Raw genomic sequence first — 13,925 nt, forward strand, 5'->3', positions numbered from 1 at the left:
GCCTATAAGTCCGGTGCTTTGTAAAGTTGTACGCTTGAAAGTATCGGGCAGGCATTTGCATCCAGAATATTTACCCTAATCTTACTCGTTTTTACAGTGGGGAACACCAGGATTCTTTTGCGACCTATGGTAGTCTGTGTATCTAAAGTCTTAAATTCAGATCCTTCCAGATATTCTACCGAGAACGATTTCACTCTTTGTCCTAGTTTAATAAATTCCTGAAGTACAATACGGTTAAGCTCGGTTTCTTTACCCAGATCTATGGTAATCACTGCGCTTTTTACCTGATCATCTGTTGTCCAGTAAGTCTCGTTGTTTCCGTCGGTTAAATTTTGTCCATTGAATTTCTTATCCTTTCCTCTGATGTTGCTTACTGTTACTTTTCTGCCTTTTGCCAGATCAGTTTTATAAGCAGCATCCAGGTATTTTTTGAATTCCATTAATCTGGTAGAATCTGTTGGATGAATTAAACCATCACGATTTACCGGAACATTTAACAACAGGTTACTATTGCGGCCGACGGAAGTATTGTAGATAGATTCCAGCTGATCAAGTGTTTTAACCTGATTATCGGTATTGGCGCTATAAAACCATCCTGGTCTGATAGAAACATCAACCTCTGCAGGAATCCAGTATTTACCATTCTCATCACCTGTGCTAAGTACTTTACTTTCAGGAGCCTCTGCTCCTACTCCAAATCCATCGGTATTTAAGGTCGACCAGTTGGTTTCGCCCGCAACACCTCTTTCATTTCCCATCCAACGAATATCAGGACCGATATCACTAAATATTACTGCCTGAGGTTGGTTTTTGCGAACTACATTATAAAACTTAGGCCAGTCGTATGCCTGCTTTTTATCACCGCCATTTGCACCGTCAAACCATTGTTCAAAAACACTTCCGTAATTGCTTAATACCTCATTAAGGGTGTTGGCAAATACGTCATTATACTTAGGGGTGCCATATTCAGGATGATTACGATCCCAAGGGGACAAATAAACTCCGAATTTTAAGCCATATTCCTTACAAGCTGCAGATAATTCCTTTAGCACATCTCCTTTACCGTCTTTCCAGGCGCTTTCTCTAACAGTGTGTGTACTGAATTTACTTGGCCACAGGCAAAAACCATCATGGTGTTTGGCAGTAATAATAATTGCCTTCATACCAGCATTTTTTGCAGTGCGAGCCCATTGTCGGGCATCAAGTTTCTTAGGATTAAACAACTTTGGATCTTCGTCGCCATGCCCCCACTCTTTGTCTGTAAATGTGTTTGGTCCAAAATGGATAAACATATAATACTCCATTTGTTGCCAGGCATATTGATTTTTGTTTGGAACGGCACCATAAGGTTTAGGTGCTGCTACAGATGATTGCGCATAACTGTTTGCAGTAAACAATAATGAGCACAATGCTGCTGCTGAATAGGTCTTTATTAGTTTCATTGTGTATGGTTAGTTACGAACTTTAAAATTGCAATTTATGCATTGCTAAAAATTCTACGCTATTGTCATTAAAATAAATGATTTTGGCAAATCTTAAAACTTATCTATTAACCAAAGTGTTATTGGTTTATCGTTGCCAATAAAAATAAGCCATCAAATGAAAACACATGAAAGTAATTTAAAGCTCCGGTCGGGAAAATTCTCTATCGAGAAGCATCATTATGAGAACATAGGTCTTACAGAACGTATGGTTTCTGTATTGCTAAGTGGTATTTTAATGACCAGAGGGATTAGGAGACCGCTTAAAGCGCAATTTTTATATGGTGCTTACCTGGCATACAGGGGCTTTACCGGCAAATGTTTTGTATATGAGAAACTTGGAATAGATGGCAATAAACCGAGAGCGATAAATATTAGGGGTGAATTTGAAATTGACAGACCTGCCAGCGAGGTATATGCCTACTGGCGCGATTTAAATAACCTTCCGGGTAGCATTAAACATTTACTAAACGTAGAGGTAATTGATGAAAACCTTTCTCATTGGAAAAGCAATGTAATGGGAAATTTATTTTCGATAGACTGGGATGCAGAAATTATAAAGGATGAACCAAATCATTTAATTGGATGGAGATCTTCTCCAAGTTCTTTAATAAGTCATGTAGGGCGGGTTAAGTTTACCGAAACAGCTGATAAAACCGGAACGATATTGAAAGTGGTTCTATCCTATCATCCTCCAATTGGAGGCGTTGGCATTGGTTTAGCCAGGCTGTTAAACCCGTATTTTGAAAGTCTTTTAAAAAAAGAGATCAGAAGCTTTAAACATACCATTGAAAACAAGATTCCGATATATGCTAACGGAACCTTGTAAAAGTATCTTTAGTTATTAAGGAGCAACACTACCAGCACCAAGGTAAGCAACAATTCCAAGAAGAAAAGAGATAATGTAAAGGCCCAATATGGTGATGGTAATGATACCCCAAAATTTAAAGAACGATTTCATTTTACTCATTGCCTCGCTTAGCGCGGGCTGATCGCCATATAATACAGCCTGTTTTGCCGAATTGGCATATTTAAACATTAATAAGCTTGGGTAAAAATAAAGTAAAGCCGACAATAGGAATACTACTGTAAGGAAACCTCCTCCAAGTGCCGCCCAGGGATTGTTTGCTGCACCCACCTTACCATTCATTGCGCTTATCAATGCTTCAGCACTAAATGAAAACAAGACCATGAATCCCGTTACTACAAATCCTATTATTGACAAGAATTTGGTCCACCTGGCGGTTTCATATATGTAACTACGTATGTCTTCTGTAACGGTTAACAAGACTTCCTCTCCCTCTTGAGGGTCATTGTGTGTTGTTTCCTCAGGATTTTCTTCTTCAAAATGTTCCATGTTGATCGTATTGTTTTTTTATAAGGCTTTTAGCTTGCCTAAACATAAAGAATATTTTTAAAAAATTGATACCTTTGCGCCAAATCAAGAAAAAAACATACATGGCATTACAATGTGGTATAGTTGGTTTACCAAATGTTGGAAAATCCACTTTATTTAACTGTTTATCTAACGCAAAAGCTCAAGCCGCTAACTTTCCTTTCTGTACTATAGAACCAAATATTGGTGTTATTACAGTTCCTGATGATAGGTTAACTAAGCTTGCAGAACTCGTAAATCCCAACCGGATTGTACCAAATACAATTGAGATTGTAGATATCGCTGGTTTGGTAAAGGGGGCTTCAAAAGGTGAAGGTCTTGGTAACCAATTCCTGGGTAATATTAGAGCAACAAACGCTATTATCCACGTTTTACGTTGCTTTGACGACGGAAATGTGATTCACGTTGACGGATCGGTAGACCCAATTCGCGATAAAGAAATTATTGATACTGAATTACAGCTTAAGGATTTGGATACTGTTGACAAACGTATCCAGAAGGTCGAAAAAATGGCTAAAACCGATAAAGATGCAAAAAGAACCTTCGATATCCTAAGCATAATAAAGTCTCATATCGAGAGCGGAAAATCAGTTCGTTCTGCTGCAGTTTCTGCTGAAGATTTTGAATTTATTCAGGATCTAGGCTTACTTACTCAAAAGCCGGTAATGTACGTTTGTAATGTTGATGAGAATTCCGTTATAACCGGCAATGCTTATGTTGAGCGCGTTAAAGAAGCAGTAAAAGATGAAAATGCTGAGGTTCTGGTGATTTCTGCTAAAATTGAATCTGAAATTGCTGAGCTTGAAAGTTACGAAGAACGCCAGGAATTCCTGGCCGATCTTGGCTTAACTGAATCGGGTGTAAATAAACTGATCCGCGCTGCCTACAGGTTACTAGACCTATATACTTACTTTACGGCAGGTGTACAGGAAGTAAGAGCCTGGACAATCACAAAAGGTTTCACCGCGCCTCAGGCTGCCGGTGTAATTCATACAGATTTTGAAAAAGGATTTATCCGTGCTGAGGTAATTAAATATAACGACTTCGTAACACTGGGTTCTGAGAATGCATGTAAAGATGCCGGAAAACTAGGTGTTGAAGGAAAAACCTATGTTGTTGAAGACGGAGATATTATGCACTTCCGTTTTAACGTTTAGATTTTTGACTTTTAAAAATCAAAAGAGGATGATCACAAATGATCATCCTCTTTTTTTATTTCTAAATTATGCATTATGCCTCCAAAAAATCGGTCTTCTAAGAAAAGACCTAGGCGCTGTTGACCATTCAGCGCAGCGGGCAACAGATGCCCGTCTTTGAATAGAACGGCCTATTTTGTCCTTTATAACAGCACTCCCGTAAGAAACAACACTGCTACAGAGAAATAGATGATCAGGCCCGTTACATCCACCAGGGTGGCTACAAACGGAGCAGATGACGTAGCAGGGTCAGCCCCAAGTTTCTTAAGTAACAAAGGAAGCATTGATCCTGAAAGCGAGCCCCATAATACTACCCCTACCAAGGCTACTCCAACTGTTAAACCTATAAGCATCCAATGTGGGCCATACATATCGGTAAAGAAAGTCCAGGCAAAGATTCTTAAGAACCCTATTGTACCCAATACAATCCCCAGCATCAAACCAGAGATAATCTCCCGGCGCATTACCCTCCACCAATCACCAATAGTAATCTCGCCAAGTGCCATGGCCTGAATAATCAAAGTAGATGCCTGCGAGCCACTGTTTCCTCCACTTGAAATAATTAGCGGAACAAACATGGCCAATATAACCGCCTTGGCAATATCAGCTTCAAAATGTGCCATCGCAGTTGCAGTAAGCATTTCTCCAAGAAAAAGTACAACAAGCCAGCCTATTCTTCTTTTAAACAAACCAAGTATGGGCATATCCAAATAAGGTTCATCTAAAGCCTGGGTACCCCCAATTTTATGTATATCTTCGGTATATTCTTCGTTTGCAATCCATAGAATATCATCTACGGTAACTATCCCCAGCAATACATTATTCTCATCCACAACCGGTAATGCTACCCTGTTGTTCATTCTAAATATATTAATGGCTTCTTCCTGATGGTCGCTTGCTTTTAAAGCAATTAAGCGCTGATCTGTAAGATCACCGATTTTGGCTTCCGGATCAGCAAGTAAAATCTCCCTTATTCTAATGTCGTCTAACAGTACACCGTCTTTATCGATCACATAGATCACATCAATGGTCTCAGAGTTTTTGCCATAACGCCTGATGTGCGAAAGCACTCGTGTTACCGTCCAATCCTTTTTAACTGCAACATAGTCTGGCGTCATCAACCTACCCACACTATCCTCTTCGTAGCCTAGCAGCGAAAGTGCTTCTACTCTATCTTTGGCAGGTAAAAGAATAATCAACTTTTTAACAGCATCACCTTTCAGTTCACTAAAAAGTGAAGTACGGTCATCGGGTGGAAGTAAATTGATTAACTCAGCTAACTTATTGCCTGGAAGCTTTTTAATGATCTTTTCCTGAGTAGGAAAATCAAGAATACGGAATACATTTACGGCCCTTTTAACAGATAAAGTTTCAATAAATTTTACTGCATGCTGGGGGAGTTCGTCTATCAGATGTTCTACATCTGAAATATTCAGATCATCTAAATAAGCCTTTAATTGCGCATCGTCTTGAAGCTCTAAAAGCTTTACGATTTCTTCAACAACTACCTCTTCCATATGCACTAAATTCTTTACATGATTTTCACTATTTTACGGGTGCAAAAATGCCTTTTTATTTTTAAAAAAGGCACTTATAATCAGAAAATTATTAGAATAAAAATGAGGACTACCAAAGCTTATCCTTTTCGTTAATAAACCTGCAGTTTATTAGTTAGCAGAGTTCCCAAAAATTTTTCTAAATTTAATACACCAAATATTGTCTCAATTCCTAACACTAACGAACAGATATGACTAAAAAGCGTCTATAGTTAACCCCAACACCCCCTAACCCTATTTAATCATCCTAATCCTAACCTTTATGAACCTACGTTTTATCCACCTAAGCTTATTTAAGCTTACTTCTTACGTCCAGCTAATTCATCTTTACAAGCCCAATAAAGAATAGCCGGCTAATCTTAAGTTCTGTATTGATATTACCTTAAGGTAGTATATCCTGCAAAATCAGGCCCTTGTTTTCTTGGCGTATTCGCGTCGGGGAATTTATATGCGCTTTGCTTTTGTCGGGCAGACTTTGATCATCACTGTAATCAACTCTTATTCTAATAATCTAACTAAAATTTACGATGAATTACTATTTATTAAAAAGTACCGGCATTGTTTTAAAAAACAGGCCCGGAGTACGTATGCTGCAAAAAGCAGTAGTTCTACTTGTGCTATTAGTGATCAGTTCAGCAGCTTTAGCTCAGTCAGTAGTTACAGGTACAGTATCAGATAAAGACAACAACACCTTAATTGGTGTTACAGTCAGTGTTGAAGGCACAAACGTTAAAGCACTTACTGATGGCAATGGAAAATACTCCATCCAAGTCCCGCAGACTGCAAAACGGTTGATCTTCAGTTATGTCGGCATGGAAAGTTTAACTGTCGAAATTGCAGGTAAAAATGTAATAAACCCTGTATTACAATCTGCAAATAATTTAAGTGAGGTTCAGGTAATAGGCTACGGATCGGTGAAAAAGAAAGACCTTACCGGAGCAGTAGCCACTTTAGCCGAAAAAGATTTCAATAAAGGCCCGCTCATTGCACCTGACCAACTCATTCAGGGTAAGGTTGCCGGGGTACAAATGATCAATAACAGTGGCCAACCCGGAGGTTCTACAACAGTAAGGATAAGAGGTAACACAGCCATGACTGGTTCCGGACAACCCTTATATGTAGTTGATGGAATTGCTCTTGATGGTCGTTCAGCCAGACCATCGGCCAGTCCAAGCACCGTTGGAGGGGTTAAAAGCTCTCCGGGAGGAGGTATTGGTGCTGCACCAGGTGGAAACCCTTTAAACTTTATTAACCCGAATGACATCGCCTCTATGGAAATTCTTAAAGATGCATCCGCAACAGCCATTTACGGATCAAGGGCTGCCTATGGTGTAGTTTTAATTACAACAAAGCGAGGCGCCAGCGGTGGTGTAAAGTTAGATGTTAATGCTTCCACTGGTGTTTCCAATATCATGCGCCAGATTGATGTATTAGACGGCGATGGCTATCGTTCGGCATTGAATAAATATGGACTTACAAGTGGTGATTTTGGAAGCAATGTAGATGCTATGGACGCCATTACGCGCACTGCATACAACCAAAACTATTCTATTGGTTTTAGTGGAGGCGGCGATGGGAACACCTATCGGGCATCACTAGGCTATCAGGATCAGCAGGGTATTATCAGAAAAACAGGTTTAAAAAAATACACCGGGTCATTTAATGGAAACTTCAAGTTTCTGGAAAGCAAAAACCTTGGGCTTGATGTAAACCTCTTGAGTAGCCAGTTCAATGAAACCATTGCGCCTATCACAACAGACGCAGGTTTTACAGGTAGTTTGATCAGTCAGGCCCTTTCATGGAATCCAACGCAACCATTAAGAAATGCCGACGGATCATTGTTTATTGAGAATGGTAGAATTGTTAACCCTTTAGCCATGTCTGAAGCGTATAACGATAAATCAAAAGTATCAACCATCCTGGGTAGTATTTCACCATATTACAAAATTGCTCCATGGCTTGAATTCCGAATGTTGGCCAGCATAAACTATAGCACGGGGGTAAGAAGATCATCTACCCGTAGCTTTATTAACCTGGAGGGCGTACAGGAAAAACCAGATCAGAACTTTTTGGGAGGTTACGCAAGTTATTCGAGCACTGAATTAATAACACAGCAATTTACCAATACCTTAACTTTTAATAAAGAGATTGCCTCGCGTTTAAACCTGAATGCCCTTGTTGGTTATGAATATACCAACTACATCAATAAGGGTTCAAACATGAATGCAACAGGTTTTGGAAACATTCCTGTGGATTATACAGATGCACTACAGGCAACTGCACCGGCCAATCGTAAGATGAGCTCATACTACGACCCTAAAACACAACTTCAGTCTTACTTTGCAAGAGCCATCTTTAACTATGCAGATAAATATCTGTTAACGGCAACTTTCAGAGCAGATGGTTCTACCAAGTTCGGTGCCGATAATAAGTATGGTTATTTCCCATCTTTCTCTGCTGCATGGAATATTAAAAACGAAGCATTCCTTTCAGAAACAGAATGGCTGGATCAGCTTAAAATCAGGGCTGGCTATGGCAAAACAGGGAATCAGGAATTCCCATCCGGATCGGCACAACAGCGTTATGCTTTTGGTTACGACCAGGGAGGCCAAACTTTAACGGGGATAAACAATAAAAATGATAAATTAAAATGGCAGGCAGATGAGCAGACCAATATTGGAATAGACTTTGGTCTTTTTAAAAGCAGATTAACAGGGTCGGTAGATTATTTTAGAAAAACCACTACTGATCTGTTGTTTCCACAAATACCATTCTATCCTTCTGCTGCAGGAGCATCAGTTACCTGGGTAAATCTTCCCGGTAAAATCAAAAACAATGGTATTGAGTTAACATTAAATGGAAGTATCATTGATAAAGAAAACATCAGCTGGTCGTTAGGTGGTAATGCTACGTTTATAAAAAACAAAGTACAGGATGTTACAGGAATTATTAATACCGGTTCTTTAAACGGACAGGGATTAAGCGATGTAACATTAGAAGTGATCCAGAATGGCGTGCCGCTTTTTGCTATGGTTACCCGCCGCTATGAGGGCCTTGATGAGAATGGATTTTCGAAATACACCGATGATGGTTTTACATATTATTACGTTGGTAACCCAAATCCAAGTGTAATCCTGGGTATCAGTACAGATTTCAGGTATAAAAAATTATCATTAGGTCTTAACTTTAATGGTTCTTTAGGGCAAGATGTGTATAACAACACCGCCAACTCTGTATTGCCAATTACCAATTTAGGCACCCGAAATGTTGCATCGGCACTGTTAAATTCCGGCATACAGGAATCACTGGCTAATCCAATTTCTGCTTCTTCACGCTATATAGAAAAAGGCGATTACCTAAAACTGGCGAATGCCACAATAAGCTATAACATTGGAAATATAGGAAAAGCAATTAAAGGATTAAACATATACGTTAACGGACAAAATTTATTTGTGCTTACAAATTATTCAGGCTTTGATCCGGAGGTAAATGTTGACAAGAGCATCAATGGCGTTCCATCGGCAGGTATAGAATATGTGCCTTACCCATCCGCAAGAACGTTCAATTTCGGGGTTAATTTTTCTCTTTAATTTAAATATTCTCAGACATGAAAAATAGATATATAACAGCCTTAATAATTACTGCTTTATCAATTGCGGGCTGTACAAAACTTGATGAAACACTTAATGGCGAGATCAATGACAGTGGTGTAAGCTCCGGCAATGTTGCAGCTGTACTAAATGCAAGCTATAATGCAATGAGGGCTCCTTTCCAGGGACCTTATGGATGGTGGGCATTGCAGGAATTCCCTACTGATGAGGCCATTGTTCCAACCCGCGGTGGAGACTGGGACGACAATGGTGCATGGAGAGCGCTCCATCTGCACAAATGGGCACCAGATCATACCCGTATTCATAGTGTATTCAGGGACCTGGGTAGTGCAAGTTATGTTGCCACCAGCGTACTTCAATTCAATCCTAGTCCACAACAGGCCGCAGAAGCCAGATTCATTCGTGCATTTTCAGAATTTGCTGTTCTGGATGGCTGGGGTCAGGTACCTTATAGAGAACCGGGCGAGGATGTTACACAACCTTCGAGAGTAAGAAATGCTGCCGATGAGATCAATTACCTGATTACGGAGATTACGGCAATTATTCCTAATTTACCAGATGGTCCTACAACAAGTGCCAACAAAAATGCCGCTCGTATGCTGCTCATGAAATGTTATTTGAACAAAGGAGCATTCTTAAACCGTGCAGCGCCAACCTTTGATGCAGCAGATATGACCAAAGTTATCAGTCTTGCTGATGAAATTATTGGCACCAACAAATATGTATTGGCTGCAAATTACTTCGACAATTTTGCACCTTCAAATGATGCCTCAAAGGAGAATGTTTTTGCCGGACGCAATGTTGGTGGATCAGATGCTGGCGGACTGAATGCAATGTGGGTTGCTCCTTTACACTACAACCAAAATCCAAGTGGTAATAATGGCTTTTGTACCTTATCCGACTTCTACAACAAGTTTGAAAGTGTAGATTCCAGAAGAGGTGCAGCCTACCCGGGTGTTACAAACGTATCCGGAGTAAGAGTTGGCTTCCTTGTTGGGCAGCAAGTTAACCAGAACGGAGTTGCCATAAAGGATAGAAGAGGCAATAATTTGATATTCACACCTGAGGTTAATATCATTGAAAGGGATAAAGACAGATTAGAAGTTGCGGGCATACGCGTAATCAAGTATCCTATCGACTATACCAATTCAGCTACAGGAATACCTGAAAATGATTGGGTGTATTATCGCTATTCAGATGTTTTACTGATGAAGGCCGAAGCGTTATTAAGAACTCAACAGCCTGCGCTTGCTTTAGCATTAGTTAATCAGGTAAGATTAGTGAGGAAGGCAACCGTATGGACTGCCGTAACACTTGACCAGTTGTTAGATGAAAGAGGGCGCGAGTTTTTCTGGGAAGGGGTAAGAAGACAAGACCTTATCCGTTTTGGAAAATACCTTACCCCATGGCAGGAAAAACCAACTGACGATCCTAAGTATCTGGTTTTCCCAATACCATCAAATCAATTGGCAAATCCAAATTACACACAGAATCCCGGATACTAAGCCTTGTTAAAATTAGTCCTGGTGTTAAAAGTCAGGGCTAATTTTTCAAAACCGACTGCGTATCAATTACTTTACATTCAATAATAAGTATTTGATACGCATACTGGTTAAGTTTGATAAACAACCACTACCACCCTAATATTGATTATATGAACCCTAAGTTTTTAAAGTCAACTTTATTAATGCTGACTTTTATTTGCCTCATTAATTCTGCCATAGCAGGCATACATACAGCAGCAACTACTTCTCCTCAAAAAACTGACTATAAGTTTAAAGGCAAGATCTCAAGAAAAGTATTGGAAAATTATTTAGATCGTTCAATAACTATGCAAAGGATGCTTACCGGAGAAGGCAATTTTGACGATAACTTAAGGATGATTAAAAACATAGGTGCTAAGTTCATCGGTCGCGCAGTTTGCCAGTGGGGAGGCGAAGCTGATCTTTTAAAGAACTTTGAGCAGGAAAAACAGCTGGCAGCTAGAGTACATCAGGTAGATCCGGATATCATTTTACAAGCTTGTATCTTTGAAATCGTTACCCCTGAAATTGAAAAAGTTCCTGTACCGGAATGGGCATTTAAAGCACTCAGCCTTCCGGTTGAAAAACGAAACTTCCGCTATTCAGATATACTTTATGCGGACGGAAGAATGAATAAACATTGGGGAAATTCGGGCGTGCCCGACATCAGCAGATCTGAAACAAAACTACTCTTCTATTTTCTTGCCGCTTCATATATTGATGCAGGCATAGAAGGTATACACTTTGGCCAGGTTGAGTTAATGAATAAAAATGATAAGAACCTTGATCATTATGCGCAGGTATTAGATCTTATCAGAGGTTATGCAGCTAAGCATGCCAGAAGAAAGATGCTGATATGCGACTCACATGTTCCAAGTGGTGGCTTTGTACGCGAAGGCAAATTGCTTATGGACTTTCATTCTTTCCCTTTAAGGATTCTGGAAACACCTGAAAAACCGGAAGAAGCAATTCTTAAAGTTGGGCATTCTGACGCTCTTTTTAACCGCAGCAAAGGCGGAATAACTCCAAGTGGCTGGACATGCGAACACCTACCCTACTTGGCAGAGCTGGATAACTTTGGTGCAAGTAAGTCGCCGGGCAAACCTGTTGGAGATATTTACGTTTGGGGGTACGATGAGATCAGCTGGTTTGCAAAGCAAAGTGATCAATACCGTCGAGATTGGCTACACCATGCCTATAATTGGCTTGCAAAGGCTGATCCTAATGGATTTCTTGAAATGCCAGGGAGCAGACAAACTACAAAACTTACCAATAAGAAATGGTATGATGCCAATAACCGCAGTGCCGCCGTGCCTAATGGACATGGCGATGAAGATACAATCAGAGATATTTGGGCCAAAGGCAGAACCAGCGCAGACTTAACAAAAAATTAATCTGTTTATATATTTTCTGCAACACTATTTGTTTCTTTTTGCAGATCAAAATGATGTAGATGTACCCGAAAGATGATCATGCTCTCCTTATTGATCTAATAGCCGGTAGTGATAAAGCTTTTTCGAACGTTTATTCCACTTACCATCGTCAAGCTTATACTTATTTATTCAAGCGTACCGGATCTGTAACATTCGCTGAAGAGCTGGCTCAGTTGAGCTTTATTAAACTTTGGAAAAATGCATCTGCATTAAACCCAAATATAGCCCTAAATGTACAGCTATTCAGAATTTGCAGAACAGTAATGATTGATGAAATAAGACGGTTAGCCGTACGCAAAAGCACAGAAATGGGTTACCTTGATGTTGTTGGAGAACCTTCTGCAATCAATGATGCCCTGGTAAAACAGCTTAATGACGACATCCATTCTGCAATTTCGGCATTACCTCCGGCAAGGAAAAAGGTCTTCCAGCTAAGCCGGATCGAAGGGTATTCCCATAAAGAAATTGCACAAATGATGTCTATCTCTACCAGCACCGTAGAAGACCATATCGGAAAAGCCCTAAAGCTCCTTAGGAGAAAATTAAGAGACAATGTTTTCTTTTTTTTCCTGTAACACGCTTCGACCCTCATGTTACCAAAATATTAATAACATTAAATTTATGTAAAGAGCAGAGGCAAAGCATTTTGGCTGCGTATTAGTATTATAAATGCGATCAAAATGGACAAGCAACTGCTTCAAAAATTCCTCAATCAACAATGCAGCCCCTCTGAGGCAGAATATGTACACAATTGTCTTAAGAATGATCCGGGCTTATTAGAACGTTTGCTGCCGGAAGAAGAATGGATAGAAGCCGGGCGTGTTAAAATACTATGGTGGCAGCAATTCAATTGGACAGCCGTTGCTGCCGTACTGGCTTACGCTGTTCTAACAATACTTACAGTGAAATACCTTGTTCCAGAAGGAAATAAACAACAACTATCTTATCAACAACCCGCGTCTCAAAATAAGCAGATTACAATACACAATTCCGATTCAACGGCACAGGTAATCAATTTAAAAGATGGCTCCGTTGTTAAATTGAGTCCGAACAGCACCCTTCAATACCAACAACCATTCCCCCCAAGCCAACGAAATCTAATGCTGCAAGGCGAGGCCACGTTTGATGTAGCCCATGATAGCACCCGTCCATTTACAGTTACAGGAGAAGGCATCAATACCACAGCCCTAGGAACCTCCTTCCGTGTAAGAGCCTTTAAAGGAACTAACGTAGAGGTGCGACTCTTTAAAGGAAAAATAATGATAGAAAGAGCAACCGGGGCATCAAAAGAACCATTCAACCAGGTTATACTTTATCCTGGCCAGCAGTTTCGCTACGCTGCCGGAAAAGTAAAAATTACTCAGTTTGAGCAAGGCTTAAGACAACAAATGCAAATAAAAAAACCAAAACCATCTGCAATTGAAAACACAGCTCCTATGGTTGGTGGGGTACTCGAATTTGATAAAACACCATTAGCGCAAGTTTGCTCAGAACTTTCAGAGCGCTATAACCGACCAATAAATTGCAATAAAGTTCAAAAGCCAATCCTTTTAACCGGGCAATTCAATGGAACAGACAAGCTGAAAGAAATACTGAATAAAATCGCATTGCTAAACAACCTGACTATAACTGAGCTTCCTGATAGCTCTTATCAAATTACAGAAGAAAAATAAGAAATCATCATTTAATAAAAACCATAATAAATCACAATCTACTTTAAACAACCAAA

The 13,925-nt window shown here is 39.9% G+C and carries 10 protein-coding genes; 7 read left to right on the forward strand and 3 right to left on the reverse strand.

What is annotated here, in order from left to right; translation table 11 throughout:
* Window positions 1–2: 2 nt before the first annotated feature.
* Window positions 3–1,442: an alpha-L-fucosidase gene (locus AC1DDK_RS13105; RefSeq protein ID WP_337716436.1), complete on the reverse strand. Its 1,440-nt coding sequence runs from the start codon at window positions 1,440–1,442 to the stop codon at window positions 3–5.
* Between the two features lie 157 nt (window positions 1,443–1,599).
* Here AC1DDK_RS13105 and AC1DDK_RS13110 point away from each other — a divergent pair, with 157 nt between their 5' ends.
* Complete coding sequence (locus AC1DDK_RS13110) at window positions 1,600–2,310, forward strand: SRPBCC family protein (protein WP_172659539.1); 711 nt, start codon at window positions 1,600–1,602, stop codon at window positions 2,308–2,310.
* 15 nt (window positions 2,311–2,325) lie between these two features.
* On the opposite strand, the gene AC1DDK_RS13115 is transcribed toward AC1DDK_RS13110, so the two are convergent.
* Window positions 2,326–2,838 (reverse strand): DUF5362 family protein, encoded by a 513-nt coding sequence (locus AC1DDK_RS13115; protein ID WP_172659538.1) that lies wholly within the window; start codon window positions 2,836–2,838, stop codon window positions 2,326–2,328.
* 101 nt (window positions 2,839–2,939) lie between these two features.
* Here AC1DDK_RS13115 and ychF point away from each other — a divergent pair, with 101 nt between their 5' ends.
* Window positions 2,940–4,034, forward strand: a complete 1,095-nt coding sequence (gene ychF / locus AC1DDK_RS13120; RefSeq protein WP_172659537.1) for a redox-regulated ATPase YchF — start codon at window positions 2,940–2,942, stop codon at window positions 4,032–4,034.
* 182 nt (window positions 4,035–4,216) lie between these two features.
* On the opposite strand, the gene mgtE is transcribed toward ychF, so the two are convergent.
* The gene (gene mgtE / locus AC1DDK_RS13125; protein ID WP_172659536.1) at window positions 4,217–5,590 is read right to left on the reverse strand and encodes a magnesium transporter; all 1,374 of its coding nucleotides are present in this window, start codon (window positions 5,588–5,590) and stop codon (window positions 4,217–4,219) included.
* Window positions 5,591–6,156: 566 nt separating this feature from the next.
* On the opposite strand from mgtE, the gene AC1DDK_RS13130 reads away from it, so the two are divergent.
* The 5 genes from AC1DDK_RS13130 (at window position 6,157) to AC1DDK_RS13150 (ending at window position 13,869) form a co-directional block, all read left to right on the forward strand.
* Entirely contained in the window at window positions 6,157–9,219 is a 3,063-nt protein-coding gene (locus AC1DDK_RS13130; RefSeq protein ID WP_337716434.1) for a SusC/RagA family TonB-linked outer membrane protein, read from the forward strand.
* Between the two features lie 17 nt (window positions 9,220–9,236).
* Entirely contained in the window at window positions 9,237–10,745 is a 1,509-nt protein-coding gene (locus tag AC1DDK_RS13135) for a RagB/SusD family nutrient uptake outer membrane protein (RefSeq protein ID WP_337716432.1), read from the forward strand.
* Window positions 10,746–10,894: 149 nt separating this feature from the next.
* The gene (locus AC1DDK_RS13140; protein WP_337716430.1) at window positions 10,895–12,157 is read left to right on the forward strand and encodes a hypothetical protein; all 1,263 of its coding nucleotides are present in this window, start codon (window positions 10,895–10,897) and stop codon (window positions 12,155–12,157) included.
* Window positions 12,158–12,216: 59 nt separating this feature from the next.
* Window positions 12,217–12,771, forward strand: a complete 555-nt coding sequence (locus tag AC1DDK_RS13145; RefSeq protein ID WP_337716428.1) for an RNA polymerase sigma factor — start codon at window positions 12,217–12,219, stop codon at window positions 12,769–12,771.
* Window positions 12,772–12,876: 105 nt separating this feature from the next.
* Window positions 12,877–13,869 carry a FecR family protein gene (locus AC1DDK_RS13150; RefSeq protein ID WP_337716426.1) on the forward strand — a complete coding sequence of 331 codons (993 nt, stop codon included), beginning with the start codon at window positions 12,877–12,879 and terminating at the stop codon, window positions 13,867–13,869.
* Window positions 13,870–13,925 lie beyond the last annotated feature (56 nt).

Source organism: Pedobacter sp. 05T44, from assembly GCF_056395985.1.